Raw genomic sequence first — 15,454 nt, 5'->3', positions numbered from 1 at the left:
CGCGTGCTCAGGCCGAAAAGCCGCCGTTGGCCAGATATTCCAGCTCGGCCACGGTGGGAATGCGGCCCAGCGCGGCATTGCGGTGCGGGAAGCGGCCGAAGCGCTGGATCACATCGCGGTGGATCAGCGCGTATTCCAGCGAGGACGGATCGCCCAGGGCCTGGAACATGGCCACCGACCGCTCCTGGTCCACCGGGTCTTCGGAATGCTCGAACGGCAGATAGACAAACGGCCGCAACTGCGCCTCCAGGCGCAGGTCCATGCCTTCCTCGATCGCGCGCATGGCGTAATGCCGGGCCAGGGCATCGGTGGCATAGCTGTGGGCACTGCCACGGAACACATTGCGCGGGAACTGGTCCAGCAACAGCATCAGGCCCAGCACGCCGTCGGCACTGCACAGCCATTCTTCGTACTCGCGCCGCGAGGCCGCCAGGTGCTGGTCCAGGAACAGCTCGCCGAAGCGGGCATCGAAGACAGGGTCGCGGGCAAACCAGCGCTCCGGCCCGGCCTGCTTCCAGAATTCCACCACTGCCCTGGCCTGCTCCATCATTCCCCGTCCTCGCCCGATCCTGATCCGGACAGGGCATCTTGCCTGTGTCCGCACCGGTGCTGTGACCCAGTACCGATATCCCAGCGTAGCCGATCACACAGCAGCCGCCTACTGATGCTGGCGCCCGGTTGGTGATTCCACCCGCTGTTTGACCTTCGTTTACTGTGATTTACCCAGCCCGCTGGCCCATCCCGGCGCCCGGACCACCCCGCTGCCAGTATGCCTTGGCAGCGCAAGCGCGCGCCGCAGGTCACAGCCGGCATGACTTTCCGCCATGGCCAAACCCTGCCCCGGCCGCTAGCGTGCAGGAGATTGCGCCAACCGGGGACCGAACTGATGCAAAAAACCGCACGCACTGCAGCACTCACTGCAGCCTTGACCATGGCACTGATGCCCTTGAGTGTGCATGCCGCACGCGATCAGGCCGTTGCCTTTCCCAGTACCTACCAGCCCCTGCCCTCGCAGCCGGTCCTGATCACCGGTGCCACCGTGCTTGATGGGGCCGGAGCACGCCTGGACAACGCCGACGTGCTGATGGTCGATGGCCGCATTGCCGGCGTCGGCGTGGGCCTGCAGGCCCCGGCCGATGCCCAGCGCATCGACGGCAGCGGCAAATGGGTCACCCCGGGCATCATCGATGTGCACTCGCACCTGGGCGTGTATCCCAGCCCCGGTGTGCAGGCACACAGCGACGGCAACGAGATGACCAACCCGGTCACCGCCCACGTCTGGGCCGAGCACTCGGTCTGGCCGCAGGACCCGGGCTTTGCCGCGGCCCTGGCCGGTGGCGTGACCAGCCTGCAGATCCTGCCCGGTTCGGCCAACCTGGTCGGCGGCCGCTCGGTCACCCTGAAGAACGTCCCGGCCACCACCATGCAGGCGATGAAGTTCCCCGGTGCACCGTACGGGGTCAAGATGGCCTGCGGCGAAAACCCCAAGCGCGTGTACGGCGGCAAGGGCGGCCCGGCCACCCGCATGGGCAACATGGCCGGCCACCGCGCCGCCTTCATCGATGCGGCCGAATACGTGCGCAAGAACAGCGCTGACGGCAAGCGCGGTGAAGCCAACGCGCCCAAGCGCGACCTCAAGCTGGAAACCCTGGGCGGGGTGCTGGAAGGCGAGATCATCGCCCACATCCACTGTTACCGCGCCGATGAAATGAACAACATGCTCGACCTGGCCGAGGAATTCGGCTTCCGCATCGGCACCTTCCACCACGGCGTGGAGGCCTACAAGCTGGCTGACCGTCTGGCCGAGGAAAACGTGTGCGCCGCGCTGTGGGCCGACTGGTGGGGCTTCAAGATGGAGGCCTATGACGGCATCCAGGAGAACATCGCCCTGGTCGACCGCCCGGAAAACAGCTGCGCCATCGTCCACTCCGATTCGGATGAAGGCATCCAGCGCTTGAACCAGGAAGCGGCCAAGGTGATCGCCAATGCGCGCCGCGCCGGCATCGAGATCGCACCGGAACGGGCCATGACCTGGCTCAGCGGCAATGCCGCACGCTCGCTGGGCATCGCCGAACAGACCGGCACCCTGGCCGAAGGCAAGATGGCCGACGTGGTGATCTGGAACGGCACCCCGTTCTCTTCCTATGCCCTGGCCGAACAGGTGTTCATCGACGGTGCCCGGGTCTATGACCGCGCCGACCGCCGCCTGCAACCGGTCTCCGACTTCAGCCTGGGCCAGGAGGCCAGCCGATGAGCAAGCACACCCTCACCCCTGCGCTGCTGGCCCTGAGCCTGCTTGCCGCCCTGCCGGCCGCTGCCCAGAACCTGCTGGTGCGTGGCGCCACCGTGCACACCGCCGGCGCCCAGGGCACCCTGCACAACACCGACGTGCTGGTCCAGGCCGGGCGCATTACCGCCATCGGCAGCAACCTGTCCGCCCCCGCCGGCGTGGTGGTGGTCGATGCCGCGGGCAAGCCGCTCACCCCGACCCTGTTCGGCGGCATCAGCGAACTGGGTGCCGAGGAGGTTTCCGGCGTGGATGACACCGCCGATACCCGCCTGCAGCTGGGTCCGCAGCCCACCCGCCCCGAATTCGATGTGACCCTGGCCTACAACCCCGATTCGATCCTGCTGCCGGTGGCCCGCGCCGAAGGCATCGGCTTTTCGGCCCTGGCCCCCAACCCGGGCGCCAGCTTCGTGGCCGGCCAGGGCGGGGTGATCAACCTGGATGGCTACAGCACCCCGCTGGCCGGGCGCCAGCTGTACGTCAGCATCGGCGGCAATGTCGCCGGCCAGTCCGGGCAGTCGCGGGCGGCGCAATGGATGCTGCTGGCGCAGATGATCGACGAGGCCCGCGGCAACATCCCGCCCACCTCGCCGCATGCCCTGCTCACCCCGGCCGGGCGCAAGGCCCTGTCCGGCTTCCTCGCCGGCCACGGCCGGATCATGATCCGCGCCAACCGCGCCGCCGACATCGCCCAGGCCCTGGACTGGGCCGGGCGCGAGAAGCTGAGCATCGGCATTGTCGGCGGCAGCGAAGCGTGGAAGCTGTCCAGCCGCCTGGCCGAAGCGAAGGTGCCGGTATTCGTGGACACCCTGGTCAACCTGCCCTCCAGCTTCGACCAGCTCGGCGCACGCGCCGACAACGCGGCGATCCTGGCCCGTGACGGGGTCGCGGTGTCCTTCATGCAGGCCGGCGATGGCGCCCACAATGCGCGCAAGCTGCGCCAGAGCGCCGGCAATGCCGTGGCCCATGGCCTGCCGTGGGAAACCGCACTGGCCGGGCTGACCAGCGTGCCGGCACGGGCGCTGGGCGTGGACGGCCAGCTGGGCAGCATCGCGGTGGGCCAGCGCGCCGACCTGGTGCTGTGGGATGGTGACCCGCTGGACGTGGCCCAGGTGGCCGAGCGCCTGTGGCTGGGCGGGGTGGAGCATGCACTGCGCTCGCGCCAGACCGAACTGCGTGACCGCTACCTCGCACCGGCCGGCAGCCTGCCGCGCGCCTATCAGCCGCGCCCGGCCAGCAGCCGCTGATCGACAAGGCCGTCAACCGCTGCGGTTGGCGGCCTTTTCAGGCACGCCCGATGGCGCGCCGCAACAACCCCGCTCACGGTTTTGTGATATTCACGTCACACTGAAATAGCTGAGCAGAGGGGGAACTTCATGCGCATCGGCATCGTCGTGGACTCGGGCTGCGATCTGCCCGCCGATTACATCCAGCGCCATCGCATCACCCTGCTGCCGATCACAGCACGCATCGGGGATGCGGTCCTGGCCGACCATCGCGACGAGCAGGCCACCCTGGCCTTCCTCAACTCGCATGTGGCCGAGCGCGCTGCCGAGGCGGAAACCATCCCCTTCAGCGTCCAGCAGATCCGTGATCTGTTTCTGGAGAAACTGGTCATCGACTATGACCATGTGTTCTGCCTGACCATCTCCAGCACCCGCAGCATGGTCCATGCCAATGCCATGCAGGCCAGCTTCGCCATTCTCAACGATTACAAACCGGCGCGTAATGCTGCCGGTCACAATTCACCCTTTGCCCTGCGCGTTCTCGATTCGCAGAACCTGTTCTCGGCCCAGGCGGTCAGTGCGGCCGAAGCCGTACGCCTGCGCGACCAGGGCCTGGGCCTGCAGCAGATCCGCGAACGCCTGGAGCAGCTGATCCCCCACGTGCATGGCTACATGGTGCCGCGCGACCTGTACTACATGCGCGCGCGCGCCCGGCACAAGGGCGATCGCAGTGTCAGCCTGTTCTCTGCTGCCCTGGGCAGCGCGCTGGACATCAAGCCGGTGATCCACTCGCGCGCCGGCGATACCGCGCCGTCGGCCAAGATCAAGGGCTTCGAGCCGGCCTGTGAACGCCTGTTTGCCTTTGCCCGCAGCCGGGTCAGCGCCGGCCTGCTCAGCCCCATCCTGTGCGTGAGCTATGGCGGTGAACTGGACGAACTGCGGCGCCTGCCCGGCTATGCCGCCCTGCAGGCCGACTGCCAGACGCACGGCGTGGAGCTGCTCGAATCGGTGATGAGCCTGACCGGGATGATCAATGTCGGCAAGGGCGCGCTGACCCTGGCCTTTGCCGATGACAAGGCCCCGGTCTTTCACTGACAACCACACACCGCTGGCGCATCATCGCTGCCAGCCATCCACCACGAGACACGCATGGCCGTTACCTACACCATCGCCCTCCCCGATCCCGCCCAGGCCCGCGGCAGCGACCCGGCCCTGTCCTTCAGTGCCCATGGCGCGGCCGAGTTCGCCAGCCAGCTGGAACAGGCCCTGCGCAACGAAACCCTGTTCCAGGCCTGGTGCAACCTGCAGGACGAACCGGATGACGTGGACCCGTTGCTCGGCGCCACCGACAGCCAGGCCCAGGTCGCTGGCGAGCAGAACGACCTGCGCATCCTGCTGCGCATCACCACCGCCCTGCCCAGCACGGTGATCAAGCACCGCCTGCACCTGCTGGCCGGCTCGCACTGGGAACTGCGTGACGTGCGTCTGAGCTGAGCCGGGCATTGCACACATGAAAAAAGCCGGCCCCAAGGCCGGCTTTTTCATGCCTGCGCCATGCCTGGATCAGGCCTGCAACGCGGCGGCATGCCAGGCCACATGCTCACCGATGAAACTGGCGATGAAGTAGTAGCTGTGGTCATACCCGGGTTGCAGACGCAGGGTCAGCGCATGGCCGGCTGCGCCGCAGGCGGCCTGCAGCAGTTCCGGCTTGAGCTGGCCCGCCAGGAACTCATCCTCCTGGCCCTGGTCCACCAGCAGGTGCAGGCCCTTGCCCGCACCGGCCAGCACCAGCTCCACGCTGTCATACGCGCGCCAGGCGGCACGGTCCTGGCCCAGGTAGGCAGTGAAGGCCTTCTGCCCCCACGGCACCTGCGACGGCGCCACGATCGGCGAGAACGCCGACACACTGGCATAGCGGCCCGGGTTGCGCAGAGCGATGCTCAGCGCACCGTGGCCGCCCATTGAATGACCGCAGATACCGCGCTTGTCGCTGGCCGGGAAGTGGGCCTGGATCAGCGCCGGCAGCTCGTCGACGATGTAGTCGTACATGCGGTACTGCGCCGCCCACGGCTGCTCGGTGGCGTTGACATAAAAGCCCGCGCCCTGGCCCAGGTCGTAGCCTTCGGCATCGGCCACGCCCTCACCGCGCGGGCTGGTATCCGGGGCCACGATGATCACCCCGTGCTCGGCGGCATAGCGCTGGGCGCCGGCCTTGGTGATGAAGTTCTGCTCGCTGCAGGTCAGCCCGGACAGCCAGTACAGCACCGGCAGGCGCGCGCCTTCGGCCTGTGCCTGTGGCGGCAGGTACACGGCCACCTTCATGCTGCAGCCAAGCACCGCCGAGTCATGCCGGTAAACATCCTGCCAGCCGCCGAAGCAGGCACGGCGTTCGATCCGTTCAATGCGCATCAAAGGCCTCCCTCAGGCCGGCAGGCGGATCTGGCAGGTCTTCAGCGATGCCAGCTCGCCCTTCAGCTCGACCCGCCCGGACTGGGCCAGCACGCCCATGCGCTGCACATAGAACGCTTCGGGCAGCTCCTCAAATTCGTCCGGTGCCGAGAGCATGATCCCGGCGGCGATCAGGCCGGCCTGCTTCCAGCTGCCATCCAGCGCGCCCAGCAGCAGGCTGTCGATCTGCTCCAGGTCCTGCGGCTGCAGGTTGGCGATGGCCTCCTGCGCTTCCGGGCCCATTTCCACGCTTTCCAGCGCGGCCTGCAATGCGGATTTGTTGCTCATGGTCATTCCTCAGTAATGCACAACGCTGCGGATCGACTTGCCTTCGTGCATCAGCTCGAAGGCCTCGTTGATCGCGTCCAGGCCCATGGTGTGGGTCACAAACGGGGCCAGCTCGATCTTGCCGGCCATCGCGTCCTCGACCATGCCCGGCAGCTGGCTGCGGCCCTTCACCCCGCCAAAGGCGGTGCCCATCCACTTGCGCCCGGTGACCAGCTGGAACGGACGGGTGGAGATTTCCTTGCCAGCGCCGGCCACGCCGATGATCACGCTCTGGCCCCAGCCGCGGTGGGCGCATTCCAGCGCCGCACGCATCACCTCGGTATTGCCGATGCATTCAAAGCTGTGGTCCACGCCCCAGCCGGTCATCTCCACCACCACCTGCTGGATCGGCTTGTCGAAGTCCTTCGGGTTGATGCAGTCGGTGGCACCAAATTCCTTGGCCAGATCGAACTTGGACGGGTTGGTGTCGATGGCGATGATGCGCCCGGCCTTGGCCTGGCGGGCACCCTGGATCACGGCCAGGCCGATACCGCCCAGGCCGAACACGGCCACCGAGTCCCCTTCGGCCACCTTGGCGGTGTTGTGCACCGCGCCGATGCCGGTGGTCACGCCACAGCCCAGCAGGCACACGTGTTCCGGGTTGGCGTCCGGGTTGACCACGGCCAGCGACACATCGGCCACCACGGTGTATTCGGAGAAGGTCGAGCAGCCCATGTAGTGGTAGATCGGCTGGCCGTTGTAGCTGAAACGGCTGGTGCCGTCGGGCATCACGCCCTTGCCCTGGGTGGCGCGCACGGCCACGCACAGGTTGGTCTTGCCACTGGTGCAGAACTCGCACTTGCCGCACTCGGCGGTGTACAGCGGAATCACGTGGTCGCCCGGCTTGACGCTGGTCACACCCTCGCCCACCTCCACCACGATGCCGGCGCCCTCGTGACCCAGCACCACCGGGAACAGGCCTTCCGGGTCCTCACCGCTCAGGGTGAAGGCATCGGTATGGCAGACACCGGTGTGGGTGATCTTGACCAGCACCTCGCCGGCCTTGGGCGGGGCGACGTCGATCTCGACGATCTGCAGCGGTTCGCCGGCGGCAAAGGCAACGGCGGCACGTGATTTCATGGCAACTCTCCTCAAAAAGGACAACAGCCACCGCGCACGACGCGATGGCAGGGACAGGGTTATTTCAAATACGAACGGATCAGCCCGGACATCTCGGCCACGCGCGCGGCGCGTTGTGCCTCAGAAGCGGCCGGCTGGCCGAATTCCTCGCGCAGATGGGCTTCCATCACTTCGCTCATCAGGCCGTTGACCGCGCCACGGATGGCGGCGATCTGCTGCAGCACCGGGCCGCAGTCGGCCCCGGCCTCCAGCGCCCGCTCCAGCGCATCGCACTGGCCGCGGATGCGCTTGACCCGGGCCAACACCTTCTTCTTTTCCTGTGGCGAATGTGGCATCGCGCCCACCCGTTCTATGTACTGGGGGGGAGTATATTCAAAGCCAGCGCCACGGCAAGTGCAGCGCCTTGTGAAGGGCACAGCCGGCACGGAATGAAAGCCGCGTTCACGCAACTCAGGCTGCTACTGCCCCGGCCGCGGCCAAGTGCCGGCAAGGCCGGGGTGCTATGATGCAGGCCACAGGCACTGCCTGTTTCGCGCGCCCTGCGTCGCTGCCACGGCAGTTGCCCACTTCGCACCCTCCATGCGTTACCCGCCTGTTGCAGCGGCGGTCGCCCGACGGGAGTGCAGCATGCCCGGCTATTCCACACGCAACGAAACGATCACTGTCGGTGGTCACCCCTATCAGTTGCGCATCCTCAGTGACAAACAACAATTCTTTGATCCGGACGGCCACAGCGCGCGCCTGGGCATTTCCTCGGCGCAATGGAGCCTGTTCGGCCAGCTCTGGCCTGCCGGTCGCCTGCTGGCCCAATCCATGTCCAGCTTCGACATCCAGGGCAAACGCATTCTCGAGCTGGGGTGTGGCATTGGCCTGGCCAGCCTGGTGCTGATGCAACGCGGCGGCGACATCATCGCTTCGGACATCCACCCACTGGCCGAACCGTTCCTGGCCTACAACGCAGCCTTGAACGCGCTGCCGGCGGTGCATTACCGCCAGCTGCGCTGGGACCAGCCCCTGCCCACGCTGGGGCGCTTTGACCTGATCATTGCCAGCGACGTGCTCTACGAGCAGACCCACGCGGCACTGATGGGCGAGGTGATCGCCCGTCATGCCAACCCGCGCGCCGAAGTGGTGTTCACCGACCCGGGACGCGGCAACAGCGCGCGTTTGAGCCGGATCATGGCCGAACAGGGTTTTGACCTGGAAACCACCCGTTGTGCGATGAGCGATGAGGACACCGCCCCGTTCCGTGGCCGCCTGCTGCACTACACCCGCAACTGAGCGCCCGGGCGCCGGAGCCGGCAAGCACTCGCGTACACCGTCCAGCAACAGCACGCGGCAAACCTGTCCGGAGGCCTCAGCCGTTGCCGGCAATCAAGGCATCATCGGCCGCGGCGGCACGCTGCCAGGCCGGGCGTGCCATCAGGCGCTGGGCATAGGCCACAAAGGCAGGATGCGGCTCCACGCTCTTGAACTTCAGCCCGAACAGGATCTGGCTGCCCAAGTACACATCGGCCGCGCTGAACTGCTCACCGAGCAGCCACGGCGCAGCCTGTGCCGCCTCCTGGGCGATCACCGACATCACCGTGGCATGGCTGCCGTAACCGACAAAACCGGATTTTTCGGCCGGCACATCCACCCCCAGCGCCTTGATCGTGATCGCCGATTCCAGCGGGCCGGCGGCCAGGAACATCAAGCGCAGATAGCTGCCGCGACGCGGGTCATCCAGGGCCGGGGCCAAACCCTGGCCAGCAAAGGCATCAGCCAGATAGGCGCAGATGGCCGCCGTCTCGGTCACCACCACGCCCCGGTGGCGCAGGGCCGGCACCTTGCCCATCGGGTTGATGGCCAGGTACTGCTCGCTCTTCATCGCCTGCCCGTAGTCCATCAGCTCGACCCGGTAGGGCTGGCCGGTTTCCTCCAGCATCCAGCGCACGATGCGCCCGCGCGACATCGGGTTGGTGTACAGCACCATATCCTGACCATCTGCCTGCATAACGAGCGCTCACTGTTGGGAACCAACCAAGGTTATCGCAGAGCACCAGTCAACGCAGCATTGCCTCCGGCAGCAGTGCCAAGTCCCGGGCAGCTCATCATCCAATCAATGAATGCACGCAGGCGCGCATTGACCGGGCGCTGCCCGGACCAAGCCAGATACAGTTGCATCGGTGTCGGCTGCCAATCGACCAACACCGGCACCAAGGTACCGGCGGCTACCGAATCGGCCGTCATGTAACAAGGCATCAACGCAATGCCCAAGCCCGCCCGTGCAGCCTCCAGACATGCATTGCCATCATCCACGCTCAAGCGGGAGCGCACATTGACCGTGACGGCCTCCCGGCCACGTGTCAGTTGCCATGGCACGGCATCTGCTCCGAAACCAAAACACACCTGCCAATGCGGCGGCTTGGCAAGCGATTGCGGATCGCCAGGCTGGCCACAACGATCAAGATAGGCCGGCGCGGCATACAGGCCCATCGGCAGGACAGCCAGTATCCTGGCCACCAGATCAGGAGAAAGACAAGCATCACTGCGCACAACACAATCCACTTGGGCGAGAGCCAGATCGACGGCGCGGTCGCTGACTCCCAGAGCGATTTCGATCTGCGGATGCTTCAGTTGGAAGTCGGCCAGGGCGGGCAACAACAGTGCAGTGGCAAATGGGCTGGGGACATCCACGCGCAGACGGCCACGTTCGCTGCCTATGGCCATGTTGACGCTGGACTCAGCCATCTCCAGCGCATGCAACACCCCTCGCGCCTGCAAGCAGTAGGCCTGCCCCTCCACTGTCAAGCTCAACCGGCGGGTGGTGCGGTGCAATAGACGTACCCGAAGATGGGATTCCAATTGCTGTATCAAGGCGCTGACATTGGCGCGTGACATCCCCAGATGATCGGCTGCCTTGGTGAAGCTTCCTGTATCGATCACGCACAACAAGGCACGCATTGCCTCAAAACGATCCATGCCCACCTCCTGCGGATTGTCCAGCCGGACTGACATCAGATGTTGCTGCAGCTGCGTTTATCCCGGCAACCCGGATGCCTACAGTGTGCAGACCGGCCTGCAAGGCGCTACTAACGCCCACCATGATGATGCAACGCGATGCGATTTTCCCTGCCCATCGGCAGGCTTTGTACGAAGCCAACTGTTACTCAGCGGCAATCCGCCACGGAGAACTCCTTTTCGTGTCCGGGCAGGTTGGATCGCACCCGGATGGCAGCCCGGAGCCGGATCCGGAGGCGCAGATAAGACTGGCCTTCGACAACCTCCTGCAGGTACTGGATGCCGCTGGCTGCAGCTTCTTGGACGTCATCGACGTGAACCTTTATCTGGTTGACCCTCCCAACCTGCTGGAGAAGGTGTGGAAGGTGCTGCCGTCATATTGGGGTCAGGCCCCATATCCAAGCCTGACCGCCGTTGGGGTCACATGGCTGTCCGGTTTCATATTCGAAATCAAGGTCATCGCCCGTCTGCCATCATCCCAGGCGTAGCCATGCCGCCTGCTCAGTAGGCGTACTGCTCGAACAGCGGCTTGACCGAGCCGTTCCACTGCCCATGGAAACGGGCCAGCTTCTCGGCCGCGGCGCTGCGGCCACTGCGGGCGATCACGTCCAGCACATCCAGGTAGGCGCTCTCGTCGTTGCCATCGATATCGATACGGGCACGGCGCTGCAGGCCGCCACGGGCAATGGCCAGCACCTGCCGGGCCAGGCTGGCCACGCTGCCCTCGCGGAACGGCAGGGCCAGGCCATGGCGCGGCACGCCATCGCGCAGGGCATGGCGCTCGGCGCGGCTGAAATCCTTGACCAGGTCCCAGGCTTCCTGCAGCGCCTGCTGGTCATACAGCAGGCCCACCCACAATGCCGGCAGCGCGCGCAGGCGCGGCACGTCACCACTGTCGGCCCCGCGCATTTCCAGGTACTTCTTCAAACGCACTTCCGGGAATGCGGTGGTCATGTGGTCGTTCCAGTCGCCCACGGTGGCGCGCTCGCCCGGCAGTGCCTCCAGCTTGCCGTCGATGAAATCACGGAAGCTCTTGCCCGCCACATCGATGTACTCACCGTTGCGGTAGACAAAGTACATCGGCACATCGAGCAGGTAATCCACGTAACGCTCGTAACCGAAACCGTCCTCGAAGACGAAGTCGAGCATGCCGGTGCGATCGGCGTCGGTATCGGTCCAGATGTTGGAGCGCCAGCTCTCAAAGCCGTTCGGCGCACCTTCGGTGAACGGCGAATCGGCAAACAGCGCGGTGGCCACCGGCTGCAGCGCCAGGGCGACACGGAACTTGCGCACCATGTCAGCCTCGTCGCTGAAATCCAGGTTGACCTGCACCGTGCAGGTGCGGGTCATCATGTCCAGGCCTAGGTTGCCGACCAGGGGCATGTAACGACGCATGATCTTGTAGCGGCCCTTGGGCATCCACGGCATCTGCTCGCGCGTCCACAGCGGCTGGAAACCGGTGCCGACAAAACCCAGCTGCATCGGCCCGGCGACCTGGGCCACCTCGGCCAGATGGACGTCGATCTCGCGCGCGGTGGCGTGGATGTCTTCCAGCGGCGCACCGGACAGCTCCAGCTGGCCGGCCGGCTCCAGCGACACCGAGGCGTTGTCGCGGGTCAGCGCGATCAGGGTGCCGTGCTCGCGCACCTCGCTCCAGCCAAAACGGGTCAAGCCCTGCAGCAGCGCACCGATACCGCGCTCGCCCTCGTAGGTGGGCGGGCGCAGGTCATCATGGCGGAAACCGAATTTCTCGTGCTCGGTGCCGATGCGCCAGGCCGATACCGGCTTTTCACCGGCCGACAGGCTTTCAATCAACTGGCGGCGGTCGGTAATCGGCGTATCGGCGGTGGAGACAGGGCTGGACAAGGGAAACTCGCAGGACACGGATGATGGCGGAGCGCACTATACCCTGCGGCATCAATCACTATGATGATGCCGGTGATTTTCTGTATCCCATTGATCAACACCCAGCGCGGACAAACACGATGCTCGACCATACTGATGAACACCACCGCAGCCACCGCGCCGGCTGGCTGCGCGCCGCGGTACTGGGCGCCAATGACGGCATCGTTTCCATCGCCGGGTTGGTGGTCGGTGTGGCCGCAGCCGGGGCCAGCTCCAGCGCCCTGCTGGCCAGCGGCCTGGCCGGCACGGTAGCCGGCGCGATGTCGATGGCCGCCGGCGAATATGTCTCGGTGCAGTCCCAGGCCGATACCGAACAGGCCGACCTGGCGATGGAACGGCGCGCACTGGAACGCACCCCGGAAGCGGAACTGAGCGAGCTGGCCGGGATCTACCAGCAGCGCGGGCTGGACCCGGCACTGGCGATGCAGGTGGCACGCCAGCTGACCGCGCACGATGCGCTGGGCAGCCACGCCCGTGACGAGCTGGGCATCACCGATTCGCTGCGCGCCCGTCCGCTGCAGGCGGCACTGGCCTCGGCCGGCGCCTTCGCGGTGGGAGCGGTGATTCCGTTGCTGGCGGTGGTGCTGCTGCCGATCCACCAGGTCAGCAGCGTGACCAGTGCGGTCACCATCGCCGGCCTGGCCCTGACCGGCGGCTGGGCTGCGCACATGGGCGGTGCCTCGGTCTGGCGCGGCGCACTGCGGGTCAGCTTCTGGGGCGCACTGGCCCTGGTGGCCAGCAGCGCGATCGGCCGGCTGTTTCCGCTGGCCGGCGCAGCCTGAAAGTACAACGCCCCGGCCAGGGCCGGGGCGTATTCAACAGCGCAGCGATACCCGCAGCAACGCGCTCAGCCGGCCGTTTCTTCGGCCGGCGGGTTCAGACCCAGCCAGCCACCGATCACCAGGCGGGCCTCGTCCACACCCTGCTTGGACTCGCCGGAGAAGCACTGCACGCTGACCGAGTCACCGAAAGCACTGGCCAGCTCCTTCTTGACCTTGGCCAGGGTCTGCATCTGCTGGCCACGGCCCAGCTTGTCGGCCTTGGTCAACAGCGCATGGGCCGGCAGCCCGCGCTGCACCGCATAGGAGAGCATCTGGCGGTCGTACTCCTTGAGCGGGTGACGGATGTCCATCACCACCACCAGGCCCTTGAGCGCATCGCGGGTGCGGAAGTAGCTGTCGATGAAGGCCTGCCAGTGCGCCTGCAGGTCCTGCGGCACCTTGGCATAGCCATAGCCGGGCAGGTCGACCAGGTGGGCTTCCGGGGTGACCTGGAAGAACACCAGCTGCTGGGTGCGGCCCGGGGTCTTGGAGACACGGGCCAGCGCATTGCGGCGGGTCAGCGCATTGAGCGCAGAGGACTTGCCGGCGTTGGAACGGCCAGCGAAGGCGACTTCGCTGCCGATATCGGCCGGCAACTGGCGGGCATTGTGGGCCGACAGCGCGTAGCTGGCCCTTTCAAGAAGCTGTGACATGGGCATAGGATCGCACGTTGCGCCTGAGCCTGCTGCGAACCATGACAAGCCCGCCAGGCATCCATGCTGCACTGCTGCGTTGACCCCCGCCGCCAGCCGTGCCGATAATCGGCCAATCCACCCACCGGGGGCGGTGGACATCCAGACTGCCCGGTCCACACGGAGCCAATAGCATGCGCCACGCTCGTGTACTTGCCGTAACCGCTGTTCTTGCCGTACCTGCCCTGCTGGCCGTGGCCATTGCCCAGACCAGCGTCTCGGCCCTGCCCGACCACGAACAGGTCGAAGTGGCCTCGCTGGATGCCCCCAGCATGGCCAACACCACCTGGGGTGATCCCCAGGCCGGCCAGGCCAAGGCCGCCGCCTGCGTGGCCTGCCACGGCATCGACGGCAACTCGGGCATGGACATGTACCCGTCCATTGCCGGCCAGAACGAGCGCTACATCGCCGAGCAGATGGGCCTGATCGCCAGCGGCCAGCGTGGCGGCATGGCCGTGGCCATGCTGCCCTTCGTCACCGACCTCAGCGCCCAGGACATGCGCGACATCGGCGCCTGGTATGCCAGCCAGAAGGCCAGCGCCGGCCTGGCCGATGACACCCCGATCAGCGAAGGCCCGCTGGCCGGGCAGCCGTTCTATGCCACCGGCCAGCAGCTGTACCGTGGCGGTGATGCGCAGCGCGGCATCCCGGCCTGCATTGCCTGCCACGGCGGCACCGGCGCCGGCAACCCGGGCCCGGGCTGGCCGCATGTGGCCGGTCAGCACGCCAGCTACATCGCCCAGCGCCTGCAGCAGTACCGCAGTGGTGAGCACACCCTGGCCGATGACAGCCAGTTCCAGATCATGCACCAGGTGGCCAGGCAGCTCAGCGATGCCGAAATCCAGTCACTGTCCAGCTATCTGCAGGGCCTGCACCCGGCCCGTGATGATGCCAAGGTGGCAGCCGCGCCCTGATGGGGTTAGCGTTTGCGTTCCCACCGACGCCGGCCACTGGGCCGGCGTCGCCATTTACCGCCCGGAGAAACAATGAAAGCCCTCGCCCGTCTGTTGCTGGCCTGTCTCACCCTGGCCTGTGCTGCCGCCTTCGCCGCCCCGGCCACCCCGGCCCTGCAGGAAGGCGTGCACTATGAGCGCACCGCTGTCGGCCCCTATGCCCCGCAGCCGGGCAAGATCGAGGTGGTGGAGGTGTTCGGCTACACCTGCGGCCACTGCGCCCGTTTCGAGACCACCCTGCACCCGTGGGCCCGGCAGCTGCCGGCCGACGTGGTGTTCACCCCGGTGCCGGCCGCCTTCGGCGGTTTCTGGGATCCGTGGGCCCGGGCCTATTTCGCTGCCCGCCAGCTGGGGGTGAGTGCGGCCAGCCACCAGGCGGTGTTTGATGCCATCCACGTCAAGCGCAGCCTGCCGGCCTCGGGCATCACCCCGGCCGCCCTGGGCGCGTTCTACCAGGCCTACGGGGTGACCCCGGCGGCCTTCGAGGCGGCCCTGCGCAGCGAGAAGAACCAGCAGGAAATGGCCCGTGCGCGCCAGTTCGCCATGGATGCCGAGGTCGCAGGCACGCCGACCTTGATCATCAACGGCAAGTACAAGGTGCTGGGCAACAGCTTCGAGCAGATGCTGCGCAATGCCGATGCACTGATCGCACGCGAACGCCGCGCCGGCGCCAGCAAGTAAGTGCAGCAGCGGGGCCGGCCGACGCATAATG

18 protein-coding genes are annotated in these 15,454 nt (G+C 66.5%); 9 read left to right on the top strand and 9 right to left on the bottom strand.

The features are described from left to right. Positions 1-7: 7 nt before the first annotated feature. Positions 8-547 (bottom strand): DUF924 family protein, encoded by a 540-nt coding sequence (locus ABB30_RS04705; RefSeq protein WP_057637190.1) that lies wholly within the window; start codon positions 545-547, stop codon positions 8-10. A gap of 339 nt (positions 548-886) precedes the next feature. On the opposite strand from ABB30_RS04705, the gene ABB30_RS04700 reads away from it, so the two are divergent. From ABB30_RS04700 to ABB30_RS04685, 4 genes are all read left to right on the top strand, one after another. Continuing rightward, complete coding sequence (locus tag ABB30_RS04700) at positions 887-2,254, top strand: amidohydrolase (RefSeq protein WP_057637189.1); 1,368 nt, start codon at positions 887-889, stop codon at positions 2,252-2,254. After that, positions 2,251-3,534: an amidohydrolase family protein gene (locus tag ABB30_RS04695; RefSeq protein WP_057637149.1), complete on the top strand. Its 1,284-nt coding sequence runs from the start codon at positions 2,251-2,253 to the stop codon at positions 3,532-3,534. Before ABB30_RS04700 ends, ABB30_RS04695 begins: the two co-directional genes overlap by 4 nt. Positions 3,535-3,663: 129 nt before the next feature. After that, on the top strand, positions 3,664-4,608 hold the full coding sequence (locus tag ABB30_RS04690) for a DegV family protein (RefSeq protein WP_057637148.1): 945 nt from the start codon (positions 3,664-3,666) through the stop codon (positions 4,606-4,608). 54 nt (positions 4,609-4,662) lie between these two features. Then, entirely contained in the window at positions 4,663-5,007 is a 345-nt protein-coding gene (locus ABB30_RS04685; protein WP_057637147.1) for a hypothetical protein, read from the top strand. A gap of 69 nt (positions 5,008-5,076) precedes the next feature. On the opposite strand, the gene fghA is transcribed toward ABB30_RS04685, so the two are convergent. From fghA to ABB30_RS04665, 4 genes are read right to left on the bottom strand one after another with little or no spacing between them, the layout of a single operon-like run. Continuing rightward, positions 5,077-5,916, bottom strand: a complete 840-nt coding sequence (gene fghA, locus ABB30_RS04680; protein ID WP_057637188.1) for an S-formylglutathione hydrolase — start codon at positions 5,914-5,916, stop codon at positions 5,077-5,079. Positions 5,917-5,934: 18 nt separating this feature from the next. Then, a complete protein-coding gene (locus tag ABB30_RS04675; protein ID WP_161808833.1) occupies positions 5,935-6,249 on the bottom strand; it encodes a DUF3658 domain-containing protein in 315 nt (104 codons plus the stop codon). A gap of 9 nt (positions 6,250-6,258) precedes the next feature. Next, positions 6,259-7,368 (bottom strand): S-(hydroxymethyl)glutathione dehydrogenase/class III alcohol dehydrogenase, encoded by a 1,110-nt coding sequence (locus ABB30_RS04670; RefSeq protein ID WP_057637145.1) that lies wholly within the window; start codon positions 7,366-7,368, stop codon positions 6,259-6,261. A gap of 59 nt (positions 7,369-7,427) precedes the next feature. Continuing rightward, on the bottom strand, positions 7,428-7,703 hold the full coding sequence (locus ABB30_RS04665; protein ID WP_057637187.1) for a metal/formaldehyde-sensitive transcriptional repressor: 276 nt from the start codon (positions 7,701-7,703) through the stop codon (positions 7,428-7,430). A gap of 292 nt (positions 7,704-7,995) precedes the next feature. Between ABB30_RS04665 and ABB30_RS04660 the strand changes: the two genes are divergently transcribed. Beyond that, a complete protein-coding gene (locus ABB30_RS04660; protein WP_057637144.1) occupies positions 7,996-8,649 on the top strand; it encodes a class I SAM-dependent methyltransferase in 654 nt (217 codons plus the stop codon). Positions 8,650-8,725: 76 nt separating this feature from the next. Here the strand turns inward: ABB30_RS04660 and ABB30_RS04655 are convergent, their stop codons facing one another. Both ABB30_RS04655 and ABB30_RS04650 read right to left on the bottom strand, forming a co-directional pair. Continuing rightward, on the bottom strand, positions 8,726-9,343 hold the full coding sequence (locus tag ABB30_RS04655) for a glutathione S-transferase family protein (protein WP_245626418.1): 618 nt from the start codon (positions 9,341-9,343) through the stop codon (positions 8,726-8,728). 53 nt (positions 9,344-9,396) lie between these two features. Next, positions 9,397-10,332, bottom strand: coding sequence for a LysR family transcriptional regulator (locus tag ABB30_RS04650; RefSeq protein WP_083489695.1), 936 nt, complete (start codon positions 10,330-10,332; stop codon positions 9,397-9,399). 125 nt (positions 10,333-10,457) lie between these two features. On the opposite strand from ABB30_RS04650, the gene ABB30_RS04645 reads away from it, so the two are divergent. Then, on the top strand, positions 10,458-10,859 hold the full coding sequence (locus ABB30_RS04645) for a RidA family protein (RefSeq protein ID WP_057637186.1): 402 nt from the start codon (positions 10,458-10,460) through the stop codon (positions 10,857-10,859). A gap of 13 nt (positions 10,860-10,872) precedes the next feature. Here the strand turns inward: ABB30_RS04645 and ABB30_RS04640 are convergent, their stop codons facing one another. Continuing rightward, positions 10,873-12,237, bottom strand: coding sequence for a glutamate--cysteine ligase (locus ABB30_RS04640; RefSeq protein WP_057637142.1), 1,365 nt, complete (start codon positions 12,235-12,237; stop codon positions 10,873-10,875). Positions 12,238-12,356: 119 nt separating this feature from the next. Here ABB30_RS04640 and ABB30_RS04635 point away from each other — a divergent pair, with 119 nt between their 5' ends. Continuing rightward, positions 12,357-13,058, top strand: coding sequence for a VIT1/CCC1 transporter family protein (locus ABB30_RS04635; protein ID WP_057637141.1), 702 nt, complete (start codon positions 12,357-12,359; stop codon positions 13,056-13,058). 65 nt (positions 13,059-13,123) lie between these two features. Here the strand turns inward: ABB30_RS04635 and yihA are convergent, their stop codons facing one another. Beyond that, positions 13,124-13,750: a ribosome biogenesis GTP-binding protein YihA/YsxC gene (gene yihA, locus ABB30_RS04630; protein ID WP_057637140.1), complete on the bottom strand. Its 627-nt coding sequence runs from the start codon at positions 13,748-13,750 to the stop codon at positions 13,124-13,126. Between the two features lie 173 nt (positions 13,751-13,923). Between yihA and ABB30_RS04625 the strand changes: the two genes are divergently transcribed. Both ABB30_RS04625 and ABB30_RS04620 read left to right on the top strand, forming a co-directional pair. Further along, complete coding sequence (locus ABB30_RS04625) at positions 13,924-14,703, top strand: c-type cytochrome (protein WP_057637139.1); 780 nt, start codon at positions 13,924-13,926, stop codon at positions 14,701-14,703. Positions 14,704-14,775: 72 nt separating this feature from the next. After that, positions 14,776-15,423 (top strand): thiol:disulfide interchange protein DsbA/DsbL, encoded by a 648-nt coding sequence (locus tag ABB30_RS04620; RefSeq protein WP_057637138.1) that lies wholly within the window; start codon positions 14,776-14,778, stop codon positions 15,421-15,423. Positions 15,424-15,454 lie beyond the last annotated feature (31 nt).

The sequence above is a fragment of the Stenotrophomonas ginsengisoli genome, assembly GCF_001431485.1.
GTDB lineage: Bacteria > Pseudomonadota > Gammaproteobacteria > Xanthomonadales > Xanthomonadaceae > Stenotrophomonas > Stenotrophomonas ginsengisoli.
The sequence above is the reverse complement of the archived record's forward strand: the minus strand, read 5'-3'. Positions and strand labels throughout refer to the sequence as shown.

Bases quoted from the DNA above. Each gene is read 5' to 3' on its own strand.
- ABB30_RS04705 (WP_057637190.1), bottom strand. From the start codon at position 547: ATGGAGCAGGCCAGGGCAGTGGTGGAATTCTGGAAGCAGGCCGGGCCG.
- ABB30_RS04700 (WP_057637189.1), top strand. From the start codon at position 887: ATGCAAAAAACCGCACGCACTGCAGCACTCACTGCAGCCTTGACCATG.
- ABB30_RS04695 (WP_057637149.1), top strand. From the start codon at position 2,251: ATGAGCAAGCACACCCTCACCCCTGCGCTGCTGGCCCTGAGCCTGCTT.
- ABB30_RS04690 (WP_057637148.1), top strand. From the start codon at position 3,664: ATGCGCATCGGCATCGTCGTGGACTCGGGCTGCGATCTGCCCGCCGAT.
- ABB30_RS04685 (WP_057637147.1), top strand. From the start codon at position 4,663: ATGGCCGTTACCTACACCATCGCCCTCCCCGATCCCGCCCAGGCCCGC.
- ABB30_RS04675 (WP_161808833.1), bottom strand. From the start codon at position 6,249: ATGAGCAACAAATCCGCATTGCAGGCCGCGCTGGAAAGCGTGGAAATG.
- ABB30_RS04670 (WP_057637145.1), bottom strand. From the start codon at position 7,368: ATGAAATCACGTGCCGCCGTTGCCTTTGCCGCCGGCGAACCGCTGCAG.
- ABB30_RS04665 (WP_057637187.1), bottom strand. From the start codon at position 7,703: ATGCCACATTCGCCACAGGAAAAGAAGAAGGTGTTGGCCCGGGTCAAG.
- ABB30_RS04660 (WP_057637144.1), top strand. From the start codon at position 7,996: ATGCCCGGCTATTCCACACGCAACGAAACGATCACTGTCGGTGGTCAC.
- ABB30_RS04655 (WP_245626418.1), bottom strand. From the start codon at position 9,343: ATGGTGCTGTACACCAACCCGATGTCGCGCGGGCGCATCGTGCGCTGG.
- ABB30_RS04650 (WP_083489695.1), bottom strand. From the start codon at position 10,332: ATGGATCGTTTTGAGGCAATGCGTGCCTTGTTGTGCGTGATCGATACA.
- ABB30_RS04645 (WP_057637186.1), top strand. From the start codon at position 10,458: ATGATGCAACGCGATGCGATTTTCCCTGCCCATCGGCAGGCTTTGTAC.
- ABB30_RS04635 (WP_057637141.1), top strand. From the start codon at position 12,357: ATGCTCGACCATACTGATGAACACCACCGCAGCCACCGCGCCGGCTGG.
- yihA (WP_057637140.1), bottom strand. From the start codon at position 13,750: ATGTCACAGCTTCTTGAAAGGGCCAGCTACGCGCTGTCGGCCCACAAT.
- ABB30_RS04625 (WP_057637139.1), top strand. From the start codon at position 13,924: ATGCGCCACGCTCGTGTACTTGCCGTAACCGCTGTTCTTGCCGTACCT.
- ABB30_RS04620 (WP_057637138.1), top strand. From the start codon at position 14,776: ATGAAAGCCCTCGCCCGTCTGTTGCTGGCCTGTCTCACCCTGGCCTGT.